The 20,765-nt window shown below is 67.4% G+C and carries 19 protein-coding genes; 13 read left to right on the top strand and 6 right to left on the bottom strand.

The features are described from left to right. Positions 1 to 23: 23 nt before the first annotated feature. Entirely contained in the window at positions 24 to 950 is a 927-nt protein-coding gene (locus tag IEW19_RS00095) for a TrmH family RNA methyltransferase (protein ID WP_188569673.1), read from the top strand. A gap of 208 nt (positions 951 to 1,158) precedes the next feature. Here IEW19_RS00095 and IEW19_RS00090 read toward each other — a convergent pair whose 3' ends face one another. Next, positions 1,159 to 1,434, bottom strand: coding sequence for a GlsB/YeaQ/YmgE family stress response membrane protein (locus IEW19_RS00090; protein WP_188569672.1), 276 nt, complete (start codon positions 1,432 to 1,434; stop codon positions 1,159 to 1,161). Between the two features lie 196 nt (positions 1,435 to 1,630). Here IEW19_RS00090 and IEW19_RS00085 point away from each other — a divergent pair, with 196 nt between their 5' ends. Further along, a complete protein-coding gene (locus tag IEW19_RS00085; RefSeq protein WP_188569671.1) occupies positions 1,631 to 2,590 on the top strand; it encodes a cation diffusion facilitator family transporter in 960 nt (319 codons plus the stop codon). 109 nt (positions 2,591 to 2,699) lie between these two features. Here IEW19_RS00085 and IEW19_RS00080 read toward each other — a convergent pair whose 3' ends face one another. Continuing rightward, entirely contained in the window at positions 2,700 to 3,908 is a 1,209-nt protein-coding gene (locus IEW19_RS00080) for an MFS transporter (RefSeq protein WP_188569670.1), read from the bottom strand. 161 nt (positions 3,909 to 4,069) lie between these two features. Between IEW19_RS00080 and IEW19_RS00075 the strand changes: the two genes are divergently transcribed. Beyond that, the gene (locus IEW19_RS00075; protein WP_188569669.1) at positions 4,070 to 4,516 is read left to right on the top strand and encodes a (deoxy)nucleoside triphosphate pyrophosphohydrolase; all 447 of its coding nucleotides are present in this window, start codon (positions 4,070 to 4,072) and stop codon (positions 4,514 to 4,516) included. On the opposite strand, the gene IEW19_RS00070 is transcribed toward IEW19_RS00075, so the two are convergent. The 3 genes from IEW19_RS00070 to IEW19_RS00060 form a co-directional block, all read right to left on the bottom strand. Beyond that, positions 4,513 to 5,631 carry an Rv2578c family radical SAM protein gene (locus IEW19_RS00070; protein ID WP_188569668.1) on the bottom strand — a complete coding sequence of 373 codons (1,119 nt, stop codon included), beginning with the start codon at positions 5,629 to 5,631 and terminating at the stop codon, positions 4,513 to 4,515. The two genes, IEW19_RS00075 and IEW19_RS00070, sit on opposite strands and share 4 nt — an antisense overlap. Positions 5,632 to 5,688: 57 nt before the next feature. Continuing rightward, positions 5,689 to 6,261: an SIMPL domain-containing protein gene (locus tag IEW19_RS00065; RefSeq protein WP_444541728.1), complete on the bottom strand. Its 573-nt coding sequence runs from the start codon at positions 6,259 to 6,261 to the stop codon at positions 5,689 to 5,691. 104 nt (positions 6,262 to 6,365) lie between these two features. After that, on the bottom strand, positions 6,366 to 6,818 hold the full coding sequence (locus IEW19_RS00060) for a hypothetical protein (protein ID WP_188569666.1): 453 nt from the start codon (positions 6,816 to 6,818) through the stop codon (positions 6,366 to 6,368). A gap of 200 nt (positions 6,819 to 7,018) precedes the next feature. Here IEW19_RS00060 and pheS point away from each other — a divergent pair, with 200 nt between their 5' ends. After that, positions 7,019 to 8,080, top strand: a complete 1,062-nt coding sequence (gene pheS, locus IEW19_RS00055) for a phenylalanine--tRNA ligase subunit alpha (RefSeq protein ID WP_188569665.1) — start codon at positions 7,019 to 7,021, stop codon at positions 8,078 to 8,080. A gap of 2 nt (positions 8,081 to 8,082) precedes the next feature. Then, positions 8,083 to 10,626: a phenylalanine--tRNA ligase subunit beta gene (gene pheT, locus IEW19_RS00050; protein WP_188569664.1), complete on the top strand. Its 2,544-nt coding sequence runs from the start codon at positions 8,083 to 8,085 to the stop codon at positions 10,624 to 10,626. Positions 10,627 to 10,704: 78 nt separating this feature from the next. On the opposite strand, the gene IEW19_RS00045 is transcribed toward pheT, so the two are convergent. Further along, positions 10,705 to 11,670 (bottom strand): quinone oxidoreductase family protein, encoded by a 966-nt coding sequence (locus IEW19_RS00045; RefSeq protein ID WP_188569663.1) that lies wholly within the window; start codon positions 11,668 to 11,670, stop codon positions 10,705 to 10,707. A 156-nt stretch (positions 11,671 to 11,826) separates the two neighbouring features. Between IEW19_RS00045 and argC the strand changes: the two genes are divergently transcribed. The 8 genes from argC (at position 11,827) to argH (ending at position 20,600) form a co-directional block, all read left to right on the top strand. Next, positions 11,827 to 12,858, top strand: coding sequence for an N-acetyl-gamma-glutamyl-phosphate reductase (gene argC / locus IEW19_RS00040; protein WP_188569662.1), 1,032 nt, complete (start codon positions 11,827 to 11,829; stop codon positions 12,856 to 12,858). After that, entirely contained in the window at positions 12,855 to 14,021 is a 1,167-nt protein-coding gene (gene argJ, locus IEW19_RS00035) for a bifunctional glutamate N-acetyltransferase/amino-acid acetyltransferase ArgJ (RefSeq protein ID WP_188569661.1), read from the top strand. The genes argC and argJ overlap by 4 nt, the downstream gene beginning before the upstream one ends. A gap of 42 nt (positions 14,022 to 14,063) precedes the next feature. Then, on the top strand, positions 14,064 to 15,023 hold the full coding sequence (argB, locus tag IEW19_RS00030; protein ID WP_188569660.1) for an acetylglutamate kinase: 960 nt from the start codon (positions 14,064 to 14,066) through the stop codon (positions 15,021 to 15,023). 107 nt (positions 15,024 to 15,130) lie between these two features. Next, entirely contained in the window at positions 15,131 to 16,345 is a 1,215-nt protein-coding gene (locus IEW19_RS00025; RefSeq protein ID WP_229748254.1) for an acetylornithine transaminase, read from the top strand. A 26-nt stretch (positions 16,346 to 16,371) separates the two neighbouring features. Continuing rightward, positions 16,372 to 17,373 (top strand): ornithine carbamoyltransferase, encoded by a 1,002-nt coding sequence (gene argF / locus IEW19_RS00020; protein WP_188569989.1) that lies wholly within the window; start codon positions 16,372 to 16,374, stop codon positions 17,371 to 17,373. Next, the gene (locus tag IEW19_RS00015) at positions 17,373 to 17,903 is read left to right on the top strand and encodes an arginine repressor (protein WP_159632296.1); all 531 of its coding nucleotides are present in this window, start codon (positions 17,373 to 17,375) and stop codon (positions 17,901 to 17,903) included. The genes argF and IEW19_RS00015 overlap by 1 nt, the downstream gene beginning before the upstream one ends. A 45-nt stretch (positions 17,904 to 17,948) precedes the next feature. Continuing rightward, on the top strand, positions 17,949 to 19,154 hold the full coding sequence (locus IEW19_RS00010; protein ID WP_188569658.1) for an argininosuccinate synthase: 1,206 nt from the start codon (positions 17,949 to 17,951) through the stop codon (positions 19,152 to 19,154). A 6-nt stretch (positions 19,155 to 19,160) separates the two neighbouring features. Beyond that, positions 19,161 to 20,600: an argininosuccinate lyase gene (argH, locus tag IEW19_RS00005; protein WP_188569657.1), complete on the top strand. Its 1,440-nt coding sequence runs from the start codon at positions 19,161 to 19,163 to the stop codon at positions 20,598 to 20,600. Positions 20,601 to 20,765 lie beyond the last annotated feature (165 nt).

The raw sequence follows: 20,765 nt of genomic DNA, 5'->3' as shown, positions 1-20,765 counted from the left end.
GCAGCAGCTACTACAGTTCTTGTATGAACGAAACCGGGCGCCCGCAAGATTTTCCACTGTCCAACCCCCGAGCCGATCGGGTCAGGGACGTGGCAAAGCTTGCAGGGCGCCCGGCCCGTTTAAAGCGCGGACAGTTCCTGGCCGAGGGGCCGCAGGCCGTCCGCGAAGCACTCAAACTCCACCAGCGGCGCCTTGCGGCCGGAGCCCCCGGAGTGGTCACCGAGGTCTTCGCCAGTGAAAGCTGCCTTGACCGTTTTCCCGAATTCGAAGAGCTTGCCGAAGGCACCAATGCGCGGCTGGCCACCGATGAGGTCCTGGCGGCCATGGCCGACACCGTCAACCCGCAGGGGATAGTCGCCGTCTGCCGTTTCGTCGACGCGGCCTTGGCGGACGTGCTCGACGCCGGCCCCCGCCTGCTTGCTGTGCTGTGCCAGGTCAGGGATCCGGGGAACGCCGGGACTGTCCTGCGGGCGGCCGATTCCGCCGGTGCCGATGCCGTGGTTTTCACCGCGTCCAGCGTCGATATCTACAACCCCAAGGCGGTCCGTTCCACCGCGGGATCGCTGTTCCACCTTCCGGTCGTCCTGGCCGCTGACCCCGCCGAACTGGCCACGGCCTGCAAGGCCCAAGGCATCGGTATCCTCGCTGCCGACGGCCACGGGCATCTGAACCTGGATGTCCTGCAGGACGAGAACGCGCGCCGCAGGCTCACCGGAGCCGGGCCGGACTCGGTGTACGACCTGGCCAAACCTACCGCCTGGTTCTTCGGGAATGAAGCACAGGGGCTTTCAGAGGAGGAGCTGGAACTTGCGGACCACCGGGTGGCAGTTCCCGTCTATGGCGCCGCCGAAAGCCTCAACCTTGGGACTGCGGCCACCGTCTGCCTCTACGCCAGCGCCCGCTCCCAGCGCCGCGCTGCGGCAACGGCGGGGCAGGAACAAGCAGTTTAGGAGCGTCCGGTACAGGGAGTACGACGGCGGCCCGGCAGCGACGTTCCCAGGTCCTGCCTTTTGCGCACTGCTCTTGTGCAGGCAACGCCAGCGCCGCATGGCTGCACAGACATGCACGGGCACACGAAAACCTGGGCACACGAAAACCCGGGCACAAAGAAAGGCCCCGGAAACTCCGGGGCCCGCTGGTTATTGGATGACAGAGCGGTCAGGGTGCGCGGGTAGCCTTTCCACGACCGGTAACGGCTCCGTAGATGCCGGCAACAAGAAGGCCGCCGACGATTGCGAGGATCCAGGTGCCGAGGTCGAAGAAGGAAAGATCGCCCTTGTTGAACAGGAGGCTTCCAATCCAGCCGCCAACAATGGCTCCAACGACACCGAGGATAAGGCTGGTTACCCAGCCGCCGCCGACCCGTCCGGGCATAACGGCTTTAACGATGGCCCCGACAATCAGGCCCAAAATAATCCAAGCAAGAAAACCCATGTCTCCTCCTATTGTGACCGGGAAAAATAGTCCCGATGAGGCTCAAGCTAACATAAGCACCCCGCAAAGTCAGTAGCCCGGGGAGCAGCGTTGCTGCATCGTTAAAGCCGGTCCGGGTACGGTAATGACTGGGCGGGATCATGGCCCGCCTCCGCAAGAACCGACTTTCCACAACCGGCAAAGAGGTGAGGTCCCAATGGCTGCAAGTGGCGGTACCAAGGCGATCATTGCGGCTCTCGCCGCCAACCTGAGCATCGCGGTCCTGAAATTCCTGGCGTACGTCCTGACGCTGTCCTCATCAATGCTTGCGGAGGCCATCCACAGCCTGGCGGACTCCGGCAACCAGCTGCTGCTCCTGGTGGGCGGCAAGAAATCACAGCGTGCCGCCAGTCCCGAGCACCCCTTCGGGTACGGCCGTGAGCGGTACATCTATGCGTTCATTGTGTCGATTGTGCTGTTTACGGTGGGCGGCTTGTTTGCGCTTTTTGAAGCGTGGGAGAAGTTCCTGCACCCGCACGGCATCGAAGGCGGTTTCTGGTGGGTTCCGTTGGCTGTGCTGGTGGGTGCCATCATCGCCGAGTCATTTTCCCTCCGGACGGCCATCAGCGAATCCAACCACACCCGCGGCAAGCAGTCCTGGGTCAAGTTCGTTCGCAGCGCCAAGCAGCCCGAACTGCCGGTGATCCTGCTTGAGGATGTCGGCGCCCTCCTGGGCCTGCTGTTCGCGCTGATCGGCGTGAGCCTGACGCTGGCCACGGGCAACGGTGCATGGGATGCCGCCGGCACAGGGATGATCGGCCTTCTGCTGGTGGCCATTGCCGTGGTGCTGGCACTGGAAACCAAGTCGCTCCTGCTGGGTGAGTCCGCCACGAAGGGTGACGTGGAGCGCATCCGCGCCGCCATCGAATCGGACGGCGGCCGCGTCATCCACCTCAAAACGCTGCACCTGGGGCCGGAGGAACTGCTGGTGGCGGCCAAGATAGCCGTCAGCCGCTCCGCGACCGGCGAGGAAATAGCCCGGGCCATTGACCGCTCCGAGGAGCGGATCCGGGCTGCCGTGCCCATTGCCCGCGTGATCTACCTTGAGCCGGACCTGCACCGTTCGGCAGCCGCCGGATCCGGGGAGGAGCCCTCCACGGCAACGCCGCGGAGCTGAGCGCCTGCCGGGGAGCGGGCTTGCCGGAGGCAGGCTCCGGGCCCGGGCGGTGCGGATCAGGCAGCCAGCGGCCTTGCCGGAGGCAGGCTCCGGGCCCGGGCGGTGCGGATCAGGCAGCCAGCGGCCTTTTGCGTTCCAGCAGGCCGCTGAGGAGGGCGACGCCGAAACCCAGGACGGCGAGGACGGCACCGACCAGGGCGGGGGCAACGAAGCCCCAGCCGAGGGCGATGACCAGGCCGCCGAGGAATGCACCCAGGGCATTGGCGACGTTCAGCGCTGCATGGTTAAGGGAGGATGCAAGCGACGGTGCGTCCGGCGAGGCGTCAAGCAGCCGGGTTTGCAGGGCCGGGATCAGCATGGAGCCGGACGCTCCCACCACGAACACCATGACCAAGGCGCTCCACTGCCAGTGCGCCGCCACCGCGTAGACCACCAGGGCCACGGCAATGGCTGGGAGGACCCGGTACAGCGTGCCCATGACCGACTTGTCGGCCAGCCTGCCGCCGATGATGTTCCCGGCCACCATGCCCAGCCCGTAGAGCGCCACCACCAGAGGGATCATTGCCGAGGGGATGCCTGCCACGGCGGTCATGGTGTGCGCGATGTAGGTGTAGGTGGCGAAAAAGCCGCCGAAGCCGACGATGCCCACCAGGAGGGCAAGCCACACCTGGAGCCGCTTGAGGGCCCCGAGTTCGCGCCGGATGCTGGCGTCCGGGTGGGCGTGCTGGAAGGGGACAAATTTCCACACCATTGCCAGCGCCAGCACGCCGATGGCACCCACCAGGACGAACAGCAGGCGCCAGCCGAACGTCTGGCCCAGCCACGTGGCGAACGGCACTCCCACCACGTTGGAGACGCTGAGTCCTGCCATGACCATCGAGATCGCCCAGCCGCGCCGGGTGGGCGGCACCAGGGAGGCGGCGATCACGGCCGCAACCCCGAAGAATGCCCCGTGTGGAAGGCCGGCAGCAAAGCGGGACACAAGCATCGATCCGTAGTCGGGGGCGATGAACGAGGTCAGGTTGGCCACAGTGAAGAACAGCAGGAGCCCCAGCGCCAGGTTCTTGCGGGGAAGCTTGGCTCCGACGGCGGCCAGGAGGGGAGCCCCTACCACCACTCCCAGCGCATAGGCTGAAATCAGGTGCCCGGCCTCGGGAGTGCTGATCCCCAGGCCCTGTTCCACTTCCTTCAGCAGGCCCATCATGGTGAACTCGGTGACGCCGATGCCCACACCGCCCATGGCCAGGGCAAAGATGGCCATGCCGATGTTGGGGGCCTTGGTGCTGGCCGCCGTGGACGGGGAAAGAACGCTGCTCATATGCCTGCTTCTCAAAGGTGGAACTGGAAATGGGACGAACGCCACGGCAATGGGGCAGGAGGATCCGGACAGTGTGGCAAACCCTGGGCGGGCTGGCGCTATTCCCTCGGACGGGACATACTGTTCCGGGCCATTCCCATTGTGGCCCATAGAATGGGCAGGTGACTGGACTGATTCAGGTAGTGGGCGGAGCCGTGGTGGACAGCCTGGCCGGCCCGGCGGCCCTGTTGGTGGCAAGGCGGAGCGCGCCGGAGCACTTGGCGGGGATGTGGGAGTTTCCAGGGGGCAAGGTGGAACCGGGCGAGGAACCCGAAACGGCGCTGGTGCGGGAGCTGGAAGAGGAACTCGGAATCGGCGTTCGCTTGGGATCGGAGCTCCCTGCGGAAAAACCGGACGGGTGGCCCCTGAATGACAGGGCCAGCATGAGGGTCTGGTTCGCCGAGGTGACCCGCGGCGAGCCACTGCCCCTTGAAGACCATGACGAACTGCGCTGGGTTGATCTGCAGGACCGGGAAGCGGTCTTAGGCCTGCCGTGGATCCCGGCCGATTATCCGATTGTCCATGCGCTCCTGGGTTCCGTGGTGGTGGCTCCCGGCAGGACCCGCTAGAAGAGCGCGTCCTGCTGCGAGGGCCGGGAGGCGGGAACGGTGGCGGCGCCATCTCTACTGGTGGCGGGAATGCTGCCGGCCGGGTATTGCGCTTCCTCGGCCCGTGGATCGTCCAGGCCCGGGCTGTCCAGGTCGCGGTGGCTGAAGCCGGAGGAACGCGAAAAGCCATGGCGTGCCTTGAAATAGCGGACCTTGGCCGCGAGCCACGTCCGGTACTCCTTGGAGGCATAGGAACCGGTCCCGTAGAGCCGCCGGTAGCGGCCTGCCAATTCGGGGTGGTTGGCCGCGATCCACTTCATGAACCATTCCCTGGTACCCGGTTTCAGGTACAGTGCACCCGCGGTCACGCCCGTTGCGCCGGCCGCCGCCAGCGAGCCGAACAGCGCATCCAGGGCTTCGTCGCCGTCGGACAGCCACGGCAGGATGGGCATGGCCATCACGCCGCAGGGCAGTCCAGCCTCGCGCAAGCGGGAGACCAGTTTGAGCCGGGCCCGGGGGCCGGGGGTGCCGGGTTCGATCGCCTCCGAAAGGGCTTCGTCCGTCATGGCCAGCGAAATGCCCAGGCCCAAGGGCACCTGCGTGGCAGCGCTCTTGAGCAGCGGAATGTCGCGCCCCAGCAGGGTCCCCTTGGTGAGGATGGACAGGGGAGTGCCGGACTCCGCCAAGGCGGCAATGATTCCAGGCATGAGCCGGTACCGACCCTCGGCCCGCTGGTAGGGATCGGTATTGGTGCCCAGTGCCACCTGCTGCCGCGTCCAGGATGCCTTGTTCAGTTCCTTGCGGAGGACCTCCGCCGCGTTCACCTTCACCACCACCTGGCTGTCAAAGTCCATGCCGGCGTCGAAGTCCAGATAAGTGTGCGTTTTACGGGCAAAGCAGTAAACGCAGGCGTGGCTGCAGCCACGGTAGGGATTCACCGTCCATTCGAACGGCATCTTCGACCCGGCCGGCACCCGGTTGAGCACTGATTTGGCAGTGACCTCGTGGAACGTGATGCCGGCGAACTCGGGGGTGGTCACGGAGCGGACCAGGCCTGCCAGCGGAAGCAACGCCGGGCCTGCTCCTCCGTCCGCAGCGTCCGGCGCCGGCACGAGTGCTTGCGCTTCCCATCTCATGGTCTCTATTCGAAAACATGTTCGAATGGAAGTCAAGGCCGCAACGCCCAAGCCGCGCTAGTGCCGCAGCTCCCAGGTGACGGTCACGGCTGCCTCCACCCGGTTCTGGCCCGGTTCAACCGCCAGGTCTTCCGCAGCGGAAGCCCGCTGCAGCCCGGCAAGCGGGACAGACCCCGGCGCCGGGCGCTGGTCTGCAATGGACAGCACCCGCCCCAGGGTGGCCGATGCCAAGGCGCCGTACTGTTCGGCGGTCCGGAGCGCATCCTGCCATGCGGCATCCCGGGCCTCTGCCCGGACGGCGGACTCGTCGGAGAGGACCAGTTGAAAGTTGTTCAGCCGGACGGTGTCCCCGGCGGCGCGGACCGCCTCGGAGACGACGGTGGACGCGTGTTCGATGTCCCGCAGCCGGACCGTGAGGTTGCTGGCAGCCACATAGCCCACGAGTTTCTGGCCTTCGCCATCCCGCCAGGCGAGGTCGGCGCGGACGGACAGGCCGGCCGAACGGATATCGGCGGGGGCAATACCCCGGCTGCGGAGGACCGCGTCCACCGCTGCCAGGCGCTCTCCGGCGGCCTCGTACGCCTCGTCCACCGATTCCGCGCGGCACTCCACTCCTACCGAAACCAGCATCTGGTCCGGGGCCGCTTCCGCCCAGCCGGTCCCCGCGNCCGCCCAGCCGGTCCCCGTGGCGGTGACGGTCCCTGCGTCCCCGTGAACATGCGTTTCCTGGCCCATCACGCCTGCCTCTCGGTTGTGAGCGGGTAACCGCCGGCGGCCAGTCCGGCCCGGCGTTCGAAGATGTTCGCCGTCCCCGGATTACCGGTGCGCAGCACTGACCAGCCGGCGGCGGCCAGGTACAACGGGACGAAGGGAAGTCCCATACACCCCGCGTACTGGCTGCAGTGCCTCTCCTCGTGCCCCAGGAGTGCCGGCCGTGACAACAGGTCTTCGGCCGAGCTGCGGCACAGCACCACGTTGCCTAAGGTGTAGGCATGTGCGAAGGGAAGCCGCCAGCGGTAACCGGCGGCGATGACCAGTCCGCGCGGCCCGGCGCTGATGCGCGTCCGGGCGGCGAGGGCGACGGCGAGCCCCGCCAGGGTGCTCCCGTTGAGGAGGTTCGCTGCCCGCCTGAGCCGCTGGGCCGTCGTCGGGCCGTGAACGGAACCCGCGCGCTGCCGCAAAGTCATGAGGCCATGGTAGCCGGAGGGTTCAACTAGACTGGAGGGTAGTGGCCGCCGGTCCTGCCGGCGAGCCCTGACCTGGTCATTGAATGACACTGACGTTCAGCGCATTCATCCATGACCTGCCAGCGACGGACGCGCCGGGCGGGAAACCGCGTGTGGCTGCCCGTCTGCCGGCAGCCACGACTCGTAGCTAAGAACAGTAGATGACTGAAACTTTGCCGGGCGCCGCCATCCCGAACCCTACGGATGAGGCCGCCATCAACGCCGCTGTAGACCAGGCCATCACCGCCATCGCCGGTGCGGCCACCCTTGACGAGCTGAAGGCGGTGCGCCTTGCCCACAGCGGCGAGAAATCCCCGCTCAGCCTGGCCAACCGCGAAATCGGCCGCCTGCCCAAGGACCAGAAAGCGCTCGCCGGAAAGCTGATGGGCGCCTCCCGCGGCAGGGTCAACAAGGCGCTCGCCGACCGGACCGCGGTGCTCGAAGCCGAAAACGACGCCCGGATCCTGGTGGAGGAAACCGTGGACGTCACCGCCGCCCCGCGCCGCCGTCGTGCCGGTGCCCGCCATCCGCTCTCCACGCTGCAGGACCGTGTGGCGGACATCTTCGTGGGCATGGGCTGGGAAATCGCCGAGGGGCCGGAGGTGGAATCGGAATGGTTCAACTTTGATGCCCTGAACTTCAAGCCGGACCACCCTGCCCGCGAAATGCAGGACACCTTCTTCGTCGAGCCACCTGAAGCCCACCTGCTGATGCGGACCCACACCTCACCGGTGCAGGTCCGTTCCATGCTGGAGCGCGAGGTGCCCATCTACGTGCTGTGCCCGGGCAAGGTGTTCCGCACCGATGAGCTGGACGCCACGCACACGCCGGTGTTCCACCAGTTCGAGGGACTCGCCATCGATAAGGGCCTGTCCATGGCAGACCTGCTCGGCACCCTGGAACACTTCACCCGGCAGATGTTCGGCGAGGAGGCGAAGGTCCGCCTGCGCCCCAACTACTTCCCCTTCACTGAGCCTTCCGCCGAGCTGGACATCTTCCACCCCGGCGCCAAGGGCGGCCCGCGCTGGATCGAGTGGGGCGGCTGCGGCATGGTCAACCCCAACGTCCTGCGCGCCGCCGGCATCGACCCGGACGTCTATTCAGGTTTTGCCTTCGGCATGGGCATCGAGCGGGCGCTCATGTTCCGCAACGAGGTTGCTGACATGCACGACATGATCGAAGGCGATGTACGGTTCAGCGAGCACTTCGGGATGGAGATCTAACAGTGCGTATCCCACTTTCCTGGCTGCGTGAATTCGCGGCAGTACCGGCCGGTGCAACGGCCGAAGACGTCATGGCCGAGCTGGTCAAGGTCGGTTTCGAAGAGGAAGCGGTCCACCGCCCCACGGACACCCTGCAGGGTCCAGTGGTGGTCGGCCAGGTCCTGAGCCTGGTCAAGGAACCGCAGACCAACGGCAAAACCATCAATTGGTGCCAGGTCCGCGTCGTCCCCGAAGGACAGGAACAGACCCTTACCGGTGACGGGATCGACCCTTCCGGTGTCCAGGGCATCATCTGCGGTGCCCACAACTTCGTTGAGGGCGACAAGGTGGTAGTCACGCTTCCGGGCGCCGTGCTGCCCGGCGACTTCCACATCTCGGCGCGCAAGACCTACGGCCACCTCTCCGCGGGCATGATCGCCTCCGTCCGTGAACTGGGCATCGGCGAGGACCACGACGGCATCCTGGTGCTGTCCCGCATTGGGCTCGACCCGGAAGTGGGCACCGACGCCATGGAGCTGCTGGGGCTGTACGACGAAGCCGCCGAAATCAATGTCACACCGGACCGGGGCTACGCGTTCTCCATCCGCGGCGTGGCACGCGAATACGCGCACGCCACCGGAACCTCCTTCACGGACCCGGCCACGAAGGTGGCAGCTCCCGCGGAGCTCTCCGGCGGCTACGGCGTCAAGCTCAACGACGACGCCCCCATCTACGGCAAGCCCGGCTGCGACCGATTCGTGGCCCGCACCGTCCGCGGTGTGGATGCCACCCGGCCCACCCCGCCCTGGATGGTCTCCCGGCTCCGGCTGGCAGGCGTCCGCTCCATCTCGCTGCCGGTGGACATCTCCAACTACGTCATGTTCGAGCTGGGCCAGCCCACGCACTGCTACGACCTGGACAAGCTGTCCGGGGACATCGTGGTGCGCCGCGCATCCGCGGGGGAGAAGATCACCACCCTGGACGGCAAGGAACGCACCCTTGACACCGAGGACCTGCTCATCACCGACGACTCCGGCGCCATCGGCATCGCAGGCGTCATGGGCGGCGCGGCAACCGAGGTGGGCGATTCGACGTCGAACATCCTGGTGGAAGCAGCGCACTTCGACGCGGTGTCCATCGGGCGGTCCCGGCGCCGGCACAAGCTGCCGTCCGAAGCGTCCAAGAGGTTCGAACGCGGCGTTGACTGGCAGGTGGCGGGCATCGCCGCCCAGCGCGTGGTGGACCTCCTGGTGGAACTGGCAGGCGGCACCGCGGACGAAGCCGGCACCGACGTTGGCACCGCCCCGGAAACCATCACCATCGAGCTGCCCGCCGGCTTCGCGGCCGCCCGCATCGGCATCGACTTCACTGACAGCCAGATCGTCACTTCCCTTGAGGACCTGGGCGCCGTCGTGGTCAAGAACGACGCCGGGTGGACCGTTACGCCGCCGAGCTGGCGCAGCGACCTTGAGACCAAGGAAGACCTGACGGAGGAGATTGCCCGGCTGGTGGGCTACGACAAGATCCCCGCCACACTGCCGGTGGCACCTCCGGGCCGCGGCCTCACCCGGGTCCAACAGCAGCGCCGGCGCCTCATCCAGGCCCTGGCGGACACCGGACTCACCGAGGTCCTGTCCTACCCGTTTGTGTCCAAGGCAGCCAACGACACCTTTGGAACGGCCGAACAGGGTGCCGGGCGCAGTGCCATCAAGCTCGCCAATCCCATCAGTGAAGAGCAAGGTTACCTGCGCACGTCCATCCTGCCCGGGCTGATCGAGGTGGCCAAGCGGAACCATTCCCGTGGCTTCCGCGACCTCGCCCTGTTCGAATCGGGCCTGGTGTTCCTGCCTGGCGCGACCATGGGCACCCCCGCCATCCCGCCGCTGGGCGCCAAGCCTGCCGATGAGGTGTTGGACGCACTATACGACGGCGTCCCGGACCAACCGTTCCACCTCGCCGCGGTCCTGACCGGCCACGATTCACCTGCCGCGGCCGCACACTCCCCGCGGGCTTGGGACTGGGCGGACGCGCTGGATATTGCCCGCCTTGCCGGTGATGTCCTCGGCGTGGACCTTGTGGTGACCCAGGGCAGCCACCAGGCATTCCATCCCGGCCGCACGGCACAGCTCGCGCTGCGCACCGGTGAGGTGGTGGGCTACGCCGGCGAACTGCATCCCAAGCTGCTGGCGGCCTCGGACATGCCTGCCCGTTCAGTGGCAGTGGAGATCAATGCCGACGCCCTGTTCGAGGCAGCGCCGGACGTGATCGTGGCCCGCCACATCTCCACGTTCCCGCTGGCCACCCAGGACGTGGCCCTCGTGGTCCCGGCCGACGTGCCGGCAGACGACGTTCTTGCCGCACTGCGTGAAGGTGCCGGTGAGCTGCTGGAGGACGTGGCACTGTTCGACGTCTATGCAGGCAAGGGCATCGAAGAGGGCAGGAAGTCGCTGGCCTTCGGGCTGCGGTTCCGTGCAGCGGACCGCACCCTGACCGCTGACGAAGCCTCTGCGGCGCGCGAGAGCGCCGTCGCCCTGGCTGCCGAGCGCTTCGGAGCTGTCCAGCGGTAAGCGCGGCACGTCCACAAAGAGGAAAGAAGTCCCCGCAATCATGTTGATTGCGGGGACTTCTTCGCTGTGACCCAAAAACTAGGGCACCAGGATGACCTTCCCGGTCGTCTTGCGGCCCTCGAGGTCGCGGTGCGCCTGGGCCGCCTGGCTCAACGGGTAGCGTGCGCCGATCCGAACCTTCAGGCTGCCGTCCGCGGCGGCGGCAAAGACCTCATCCGAGCGCCAGCGCCGCTCCTCCGCGTTCCGCAGGTAGTGCCCCATGGTGGGGCGCGTCAGGAACAGCGAGCCGCCGGCGTTGAGGCGCTGCGGGTCAAACGGCGGGACGGGTCCGGAAGCGGCACCGAACAGCACCAGCATTCCCCGAACCCGCAACGCAGCGAGCGAGCCGTCGAAGGTGTCCTTGCCCACGCCGTCGTAGGCCACGTCCACGCCGGTGCCGCTGGTGATGTCCCTGACCCGCTCCGCGAAGCCGTCGTACCGCAGGACGTGGTCCGCGCCGGCGTCGAGCGCCAACCGCTCCTTCCCGTCAGTGGAGACTGTGGTGATGACCTCCGCGCCGCGTGCCTTAAGCAACTGGATCAGGAGCAGGCCCACACCGCCGGCGCCGGCATGCAGCAGGACCTTGTGGCCGGGCTCCACCTTGAAGGTCGAGTTCATGAGGTAGTGGGCCGTGACGCCCTGCAGGGGAAGGGCCGCGGCGGTGAAGATGTCAAGGCTTTTTGGTACCGGCAGCGCGGCGTCCTCGTCCACCAGCGCGTAGTCCGCGTAGCAGTCGATGCCCTCGGCCGTGGCAATCCGGTCGCCGACAGCGAAGCCGGCCACCCCTTCGCCCACCGCCTCCACCGTCCCGGCGGCCTCCGATCCGGGGGTGAAGGGGTAGGGCACTTTGTAGGTGCCGCTGCGCTTGTAGGTATCGATGAAGTTGACGCCGGCCGCCCCGACTTTGAACAGTAGCTGCCCCGGACCTGGAACGGGCGGTTCAACCTCGGCGTAGTCAAGGACTTCCGGTCCGCCTGCCTGCCGTGCGACGATTGCGTGCGTCATGGCTCTCCTTTCGCGGGTCCCGGCGTCTCCGGCCCCGGCTGCCGAATCCATCCTAGGGACACCTCCGGCCGGGACGACAAGTGTTGGCCTGATCCCGGACACCGCCTATGCATAAATATCGATGCTAATGCATAACTATTGCTGTATAGTCGAAGCATGACTATTTCTGTTGCGGTTTCGGGAGCCAGCGGCTACGCCGGGGGTGAGGTCCTCCGCATTCTTGCCGGGCACCCCGGTGTGACCATCGGCGCCATCACGGCCCACAGCAACGCCGGTTCCCGCCTCGGCGAACTGCAGCCGCACCTGCACGGGCTGGCCAGCCGCATCCTCGAGGACACCACGGTGGAGAACCTCTCCGGCCACGATGTCGTCTTCCTGGCGCTGCCGCATGGAGCCTCCGCCGAGATCGCCGCCCAGCTGCCGGAAGGGACAGTGGTGATCGACGCCGGCGCCGACCACCGCCTCGAGGACCCCGCCGCCTGGGAAAAGTTCTACGGCTCAGCCCATGCCGGCACGTGGCCCTACGGGCTGCCAGAACTGCCCGGCCAGCGGGAAGCCCTCAAAGGAGCCAAGCGCATCGCCGTTCCCGGCTGCTACCCGACGTCCGCCCTCCTCGCACTGACCCCCGGGTTCGCCGCGCACCTGCTGGAGCCCGACGACGTCGTGATCGTTTCCGCGTCCGGCACCTCGGGCGCCGGCAAGGCCGCCAAGGTCAACCTGATCGGCGCCGAGGTCATGGGTTCCATGAGCCCTTACAGCGTGGGCGGCGGGCACCGGCATACCCCGGAAATCGAGCAGGGCCTAGCCAACGCGGCGGGGGAGAAGGTCACCGTTTCCTTCACGCCCACCCTGGCCCCGATGAGCCGCGGCATCCTGACCACCGCCACCGCAAAGGTCAAGGCCGGCACCACAGCCGCGCAGCTGCGCCAGGCCTGGACCGAAGCGTACGACGACGAGCCGTTCGTCCACGTGCTGCCCGAAGGCCACTGGCCCGGGACCAAGTCCGTCCAGGGCTCCAACCACGCGGCCATGCAGCTGGCGTTCGACGCCCACACCGGACGCGTGATCGTCACCTGCGTGATCGATAACCTCACCAAGGGCACTGCCGGCGGCGCCGTGCAGTCCATGAACATCGCACTCGGCCTGCCGGAAACCGCCGGCCTCAACCTGCAGGGAGTAGCCCCGTGACCATCACCGCACCCCAGGGATTCCGGGCCGCCGGCGTCACCGCCGGACTCAAGGCCTCCGGCAACCCGGACCTCGCCCTGGTCGTCAATGACGGACCGTCCAAGGCCGCCGCCGCCGTCTTCACCAGCAACCGCGTGGCAGCAGCCCCTGTCCACTGGTCCCGCCAGGTGGTCTCCGACGGCCGCGTTGACGCCGTTATCCTCAACTCCGGCGGAGCCAACGCCTGCACGGGCCCCACCGGCTTCCAGAACACCCACAGCACGGCGGAAAAAGTTGCCAAGGTGCTGGGCATCTCGGCAACCGACGTGTTCGTCTGCTCCACCGGCCTGATCGGGGAGCAGTTGCCCATGGACAAGGTCCTGCCGGGGATTGAGGCTGCAGCGGCGGAACTCAGCACCGATGGCGGCCCGGCCGCCGGCACCGCCATCATGACCACTGACAGCGTGCCCAAGTCCGCCCTGTTCATCGGCACCGACGCCGACGGCCAGGAATTCAGCATCGGCGGGATCGCCAAGGGCGCCGGCATGCTGGCTCCCGGCCTGGCCACCATGCTGGTGGTGCTCACCACGGACGCCCTGGTGCAGCCGGAAATGCTCGACGTCGTCCTCCGCGACGCCACGCGCGTCACCTTCGACCGCGCCGACTCCGATGGCTGCATGTCCACCAACGACACCGTTGTCCTGCTGGCCTCAGGTGCCTCCGGGGCAGTGCCTGCCGCTGAGGTTTTCGGCGCAGGACTGACGCAGGTCTGCGCCGAGCTGGCACGGAAACTGATCGCGGATGCCGAGGGCGCCAGCCACGACATCGCCATCCGCACGTTCAATGCAGCCAGCGAAGCCGATGCCGAGTCGGTCAGCCGCTCGGTGGCCCGCTCCAACCTGTTCAAGGCCGCCATCTTCGGCAAGGACCCCAACTGGGGCCGTGTGCTCTCCGCCGTCGGCACCACGGACGCCGCCTTCGAGCCGGACAAGCTCAACGTGGCGATGAACGGCGTCCAGATCTGCCGCAATGGCAGCATCGGCGACGACCGGTCCCTGGTGGACCTGGAACCGCGCGAAGTGCTGGTGGAGATAGACCTGCAGGCAGGCGATGCCGAAGCCACCATCTGGACCAACGACCTCACCCACGACTACGTGCACGAAAACAGCGCCTACTCCAGCTAGGAGGACCGCGCCGCCGGCACAACCGCTGCGGAAAGTGACCACATGAACACCCAGACGCGTGAAACCACCAGCATGTCCGCTGCCCAGGACAAGGCCGCGACCCTGATCGAGGCCCTGCCTTGGATCCAGCGGTTCGCCGGCACCACCATGGTGATCAAGTACGGCGGCAACGCCATGGTCAACGACGAGCTCCGGCGCGCTTTTGCCGAGGACATCGTCTTCCTCCATCACGTGGGCATCCACCCCGTGGTGGTCCACGGCGGCGGTCCGCAGATCAACTCCATGCTGGGCCGGCTGGGCATTGAGTCCGAGTTCAAGGGCGGCCTGCGCGTCACCACGCCCGAGGCCATGGACGTGGTCCGCATGGTCCTCACCGGCCAGGTGGGCAGGGAGCTCGTTGGCCTGATCAACTCCCACGGCCCGTACGCCGTCGGCATGTCCGGGGAGGACGGGGGCCTGCTGCGCGCCGTCCGCACCGGGACCGTGGTGGACGGCGAAGAAGTGGACCTTGGGCTGGTAGGCGAGGTGGTCGGCGTCGACCCCGCCGGGATCGTGGACATCCTCGCCGCCGGCCGCATCCCCGTGATTTCCACCGTGGCCCCGGAGATTGTCGACGGCGGTGACGGCGTGGCGGGGACCGCGCGCTTCCAGCCCACTGGGCAGGTCCTGAACGTCAACGCCGACACCGCGGCGGCCGCCGTCGCGTCCGCGCTGGGCGCCTCCAAGCTGGTCATCCTCACCGACGTCGAAGGCCTCTACGCCAACTGGCCGGACAAGTCCTCCCTGATTTCCTCGCTCACGGCATCGGAGCTGCGGGACATGCTGCCCAGGCTCGAGTCGGGCATGATCCCCAAGATGGCCGCCTGCTTGAAGGCGGTTGATGAGGGCGTGGAACGGGCACACATCGTGGACGGGCGCCTGGCTCACTCCATGCTTCTTGAAACTTTCACCACCGCCGGTATCGGCACCCAGGTCGTCCCGGACGAGGAAGTGAACGCATGAACGAAACTGTTGACGTGAGTCCGGCCGGCGATGGGGGCCCCGCCCGCTTCGCGGTGCCCGACCACGCCCTGGCCCCCATCGCCGGACCGGACGCCAAAGCTTCCGTTATGACTGGGGCAGGAAGTGGCTCCGAGTGGCTGTCCCGCTACTCCTCCTCCCTGATGGGCGTGTTCGGCACGCCGCAGCGGGTCCTGGTCCGCGGCGCCGGCTGCCTGGTCTGGGACGCCGACGGCAAGGAATACCTTGACCTGCTGGGCGGCATTGCCGTCAACGCCCTGGGCCACGCCCACCCGTTCGTGACGTCGGTCATTGCCAGCCAGCTGGCCACCCTGGGCCACGTCTCCAACTTCTTCACCAGCCCCACCCAGGTGGCGCTGGCCGAGAAACTCCTGGAACTTGCCCACGCTCCCGCCGGCTCCAAGGTGTTCTTCAGCAACTCCGGCACGGAAGCCAATGAGGCCGCCTTCAAGCTTGCCCGCCGCAACGCCGGCGATGGCCCGGTCAAGCGCACCAAGATCATCGCCCTCGAAGGCGCGTTCCACGGTCGGACCATGGGAGCGCTGGCCCTCACCGCCAAGGAAGCCTACCGCGCGCCCTTCGAGCCGCTGCCCGGCGGCGTGGTGCACATCCCGTTCGGCGACATCGCCGCGCTGGAGGCGGCCGTGGATGAAACCGTTGCTGCCGTCTTCCTGGAGCCCATCCAGGGTGAGGCAGGCGTCCGTCCGCTGCCGCCGGGCTACCTCAAGGCCGCGCGGGAGCTGACTGCCCGGGTAGGTGCGCTGCTGATCCTGGACGAGGTCCAAACGGGCATCGGCCGGACCGGAAAGTGGCTGGCCAGTGAGGATGCCGGGATCGTCCCGGACGCCGTCACCCTGGCCAAGGGCCTCGGCGGCGGTTTCCCCATCGGCGCCCTGATCACCTTTGGCGGGCAGACGTCGTCGCTGTTGTCCGCCGGCCAGCACGGGACCACCTTCGGCGGGAACCCGGTGGCGACGGCCGCCGCCCTCGCTACGCTGCACGCCCTGGAAAGCCAGAACGTGCTGGCCAACGTCACGGCCCTGGGGGAGCACCTGCGCTCTGCCTTGGCTGCGATCCCCGGCGTGACGGAAGTCCGCGGGGAGGGGCTGCTGATCGGTTTCGACCTCGACGCCGATGTTGCCCCGGCCGTCGTGCAGGCCGGCCTCGATGCAGGCTTCATCCTCAACAGCCCGGGCCCGCACACCATCCGGCTTGCCCCGCCGCTGATCCTCACCACGGCGCAGGCCGACACCTTCCTCGCCGCCTTCCCGGCAATCTTCCAAGCAGCTAAGGACGCACAGTGAACCCCACAGCTTCATCCCTTGGTTCGGTGCCTGGCAGCACCCGGCATTTCCTCAAGGACACCGACCTCAGCCCCGCCGAGCAGGCGGAGGTCCTGGAGCTCGCTGCCCGCATGAAGGCAGCACCCTACAGCGTCCAGCCGTTCGCCGCGCAGGGCAGCGGCCGCAAGACCGTGGCCGTGATCTTCGACAAGACCTCCACCAGGACCCGCGTCTCCTTCGCCACCGGCATCGCCGACATGGGCGGCAACGCGCTGATCATCAACCCCGGGGAAGCCCAGATCGGGCACAAGGAATCCGTGGAGGACACCGCCAGGGTGCTCGAGCGGATGGTGTCCACCATCGTGTGGCGCACCGGCGCGCACTCTGGCCTGGTGGCCATGGCGGAGAACTCCAAGGTGCCGGTCATCAATGCCCTTTGCGATGACTACCACCCGTGCCAGCTCCTGGCCGACCTGCTCGCCGTCAAGGAACACAAGGGCGAACTCAAGGGGCTCACCATGAGCTACCTGGGCGATGCCGCCAACAACATGGCAAACTCCTACCTGCTGGCAGGGGTTACGGCCGGCATGCACGTCCGCATCGCAGGCCCTGCAGGCTACCTGCCGGCCGCGGAGATCGTGGCCGCAGCGAAGGAGCGCGCAGCCGAGACCGGTGGCTCGGTGCTCATCACCACCGACGCCAAGGAAGCGCTGCGGGGGGCCGACGTCGTCGCCACCGACACTTGGGTGTCCATGGGCCAGGAGGCCGAGAAGGAAGCCCGGATGCAGCTGTTCCGGGACTACTCCGTAGACTCGGACGCCATGGCACTTGCTGCGGATGACGCCGTCGTGCTTCACTGCCTGCCTGCCTACCGCGGCTACGAGATATCCGCCGATGTCATTGACGGCCCGCAGTCCATCGTCTGGGATGAGGCGGAAAACCGGCTGCACGCCCAGAAGGCGCTGATGGCCTGGCTGATGCACCGCTCGGGCCTGGCCTTCGTCGAAGGTCTTTCCCCAGTTGAGGGGACCGGGGAGAGCACGTTCTAGTGTCCGCCCAGCCGTCCTCCCCGGGCACCAGTCCCGCCACCAAGACCGCCCGGCAGGCGCGCATCACCGCAATCCTGACGGGGCAGTCTGTACGGTCGCAGGCGGAACTTGCCGCGCTGCTGGCGGACGACGGCGTGCAGGTCACCCAGGCAACGCTGTCCCGCGACCTGGTGGAACTGGGCGCCGTCCGCGTCCGCGGCAAGGAGGGCGTCCTGGTCTACGCAGTCCCCGGCGAGGGCGGCGAACGGGGCGCCAAGAGCGGCGTGACCCAGGAGATCCTGGACGCCCGGCTGGCCCGGCTGTGCAGTGAACTGCTGGTCACGGCGGAAGCTTCCGCCAACATCGCAGTCCTGCGGACGCCGCCCGGCGCCGCGAACTTCCTGGCGCTGGCCATCGACCACTCGGTGATGCCGTCCATCCTGGGCACCATCGCCGGGGACGACACCGTCCTGCTGGTCTCGCGCGACCCGCTGGGCGGCCCGGACCTCGCCGCCCGCTTCCTGCAGCTGGCCGAGGAAGCCGGGCAATAAGCTTGAAGACAATCAACCCAACAAACCCCACAAGGAGCATCTGAAGTGACTGAACGCATTGTGCTTGCCTACTCCGGCGGCCTGGACACGTCCGTCGCCATCGGCTGGATCGGTGAAGCCACCGGTGCCGAGGTCATCGCCGTGGCGGTCGACGTCGGACAGGGCGGCGAATCGCTGGAAACCATCCGCCAGCGCGCCCTGGGCTGCGGCGCCGTCGAGGCCTACGTGGCCGACGCCTCGGACGAGTTCGCCAACGAATACTGCGTGCCCACGCTGAAGGCCAACGCCCTCTACCAGGGCCACTACCCGCTGGTGTCCGCCATCTCCCGCCCGGTCATCGTCAAGCACCTGGTCAAGGCTGCCCGCGAATTCGGCGCCACCACCGTTGCCCACGGCTGCACCGGCAAGGGCAACGACCAGGTCCGCTTCGAAGTGGGCATCCAGACCCTCGGCCCGGACCTCAAGTGCATCGCACCAGTCCGCGACCTCGCCCTGACCCGCGACAAGGCCATCGCCTTCGCCGAGGAAAAGGGACTGCCCATCGAGACCACCAAGAAGAACCCATACTCGATTGACCAGAACGTCTGGGGCCGCGCCGTGGAAACCGGCTACCTCGAGGACATCTGGAATGCCCCCACCAAGGACATCTACGACTACACCGCCACCCCGGAGTTCCCGCCGGCACCGGATGAGGTCACTATCTCCTTCCAGGCCGGCGTACCCGTGGCGATCGACGGCGTCAAGGTCACCCCGCTGCAGGCCATCAAGGAACTCAACCGCCGCGCCGGCGCCCAGGGCGTGGGCCGGATCGACGTCGTCGAGGACCGCCTGGTGGGCATCAAGTCCCGCGAAATCTACGAGGCACCGGGCGCCATGGCGCTGATCACCGCCCACAAGCACCTCGAGGACATCACCGTAGAGCGCGAGCAGGCCCGCTTCAAGGCCACCGTGGGCCAGCGCTGGGCCGAACTGGTCTACGACGGCCAGTGGTTCTCCCCGCTCAAGCGCTCCCTGGACGCCTTCATCGAGGACACGCAGAAGTACGTCTCCGGCGACATCCGCATGGTGCTCCACGGTGGCCAGGCCATCGTCAACGGCCGCCGCTCCGAGACCTCGCTCTACGACTTCGACCTCGCCACCTACGACACCGGCGACACCTTCGACCAGTCCCAGGCCAAGGGCTTCATCGAGCTGTGGGGCATGTCCGCCAAGGTTGCCTCCGGCCGCGACATCCGCGTCGCAGGGAAGTAAGTTTCGGTGGTTGAGCCTGTCGAAACCCAAAAAACCGAAGCCACAAACACCGGCGCGCTGTGGGGCGGCCGGTTCGCCGGCGGCCCCGCCGACGCCCTCGCGGCGCTGAGCAAGTCCACGCACTTCGACTGGCGCCTGGCCCGGTACGACATTGCCGGCTCCAAGGCCCACGCCCGCGTGCTCCACAAGGCCGGACTGCTGGACGACGCCGAGTTGGAAGGCATGCTGGCAGCCCTGGCGCAGCTGGATGGGGACGTAGCTTCCGGTGCCTACGTGCCCGCTGAATCCGATGAGGACGTGCACGGTTCGCTGGAACGCGGCCTGATCGAGCGCGCCGGCGCCCAGCTGGGCGGCAAGCTCCGCGCAGGCCGGTCCCGCAACGACCAGGTGGCAACCCTGGGCCGGATGTTCCTGCGCGACCATGCGCGGATCATCGCCCGGGGCGTCCTGGCCACGGTGGACGCGCTGGTGGAGCAGGCAAAGGCGCACCACGGTGTTGCCATGCCGGGCCGCACGCACCTGCAGCACGCCCAGCCAGTCCTGCTCAGCCACCACCTCCTGGCCCACGCCTGGGCCCTGCTGCGCGACGTGCAGCGGCTCCAGGACTGGGACAAGCGCGCAGGCGTTTCGCCCTACGGTTCCGGTGCGCTGGCCGGGTCCTCGCTGGGCCTGGACCCGGAGGCCGTGGCGGCGGACCTGGGGTTCTACTCCGCCGTGCACAACTCGATCGACGGCACCGCGTCCCGCGATGTCTTCGCCGAGTTCGCCTGGGTCTGCTCCATGATCGGCGTGGACCTGTCCCGCATCTCCGAGGAAATCATCTTCTGGGCCACGAAGGAGTTCTCCTTCGTAACGCTGCATGACTCGTACTCCACCGGGTCCTCGATCATGCCGCAGAAGAAGAACCCTGACGTGGCGGAGCTGGCGCGCGGCAAGGCTGGACGCCTGATCGGCAACCTGACCGGGCTGCTGGCCACGCTCAAGGGCTTGCCGCTGGCGTACAACCGCGACCTGCAGGAGGACAAGGAACCGGTGTTCGATGCCGCGGACACCCTGGAGCTGTTGCTCCCGGCAGTCACCGGCATGATCGCCACCCTCACGTTCAACACGGAGCGGATGGAATCGCTGGCACCCCAGGGCTTTGCGCTGGCCACCGACATCGCCGAATGGCTGGTCCGCCAGGGCGTGCCGTTCCGCGAAGCGCACGAACTGTCCGGCGCGGCCGTCAAGCAGGCCGAGTCCCGCGGCGTGGAGCTGTGGGACCTGACCGACGAAGAGTACGCGGCCATTTCGGAGCACCTGACTCCCGAGGTCCGGACCGTGCTGTCCACGGAGGGCTCGCTCAACAGCCGCAACTCCCAGGGCGGCACCGCACCGGCCGCCGTCGAACGCCAGCTCGCAGCGCTGGAAGCCGAGCTTGCCGGCGCGCGGGAGTACGCAAAGTAACACCTCCGCGAGATGGCATTTCAACGCAATGTTTTTGAGGCAAAGTCATAGGGTCGTTGCAACGCTCTGATTGATGGAGCGTTAGATGGTCAAGTTGTTCCCGTCGAATGCCCGCACTGAGTTTGTTGATTTGGTGTGCGGCGGGCTGTCGATTCTGGAGGCCTC

It is taken from the genome of Arthrobacter liuii (assembly GCF_014639275.1).
Taxonomy (GTDB): domain Bacteria; phylum Actinomycetota; class Actinomycetes; order Actinomycetales; family Micrococcaceae; genus Arthrobacter; species Arthrobacter liuii.
The sequence above is the reverse complement of the archived record's forward strand: the minus strand, read 5'-3'. Positions and strand labels throughout refer to the sequence as shown.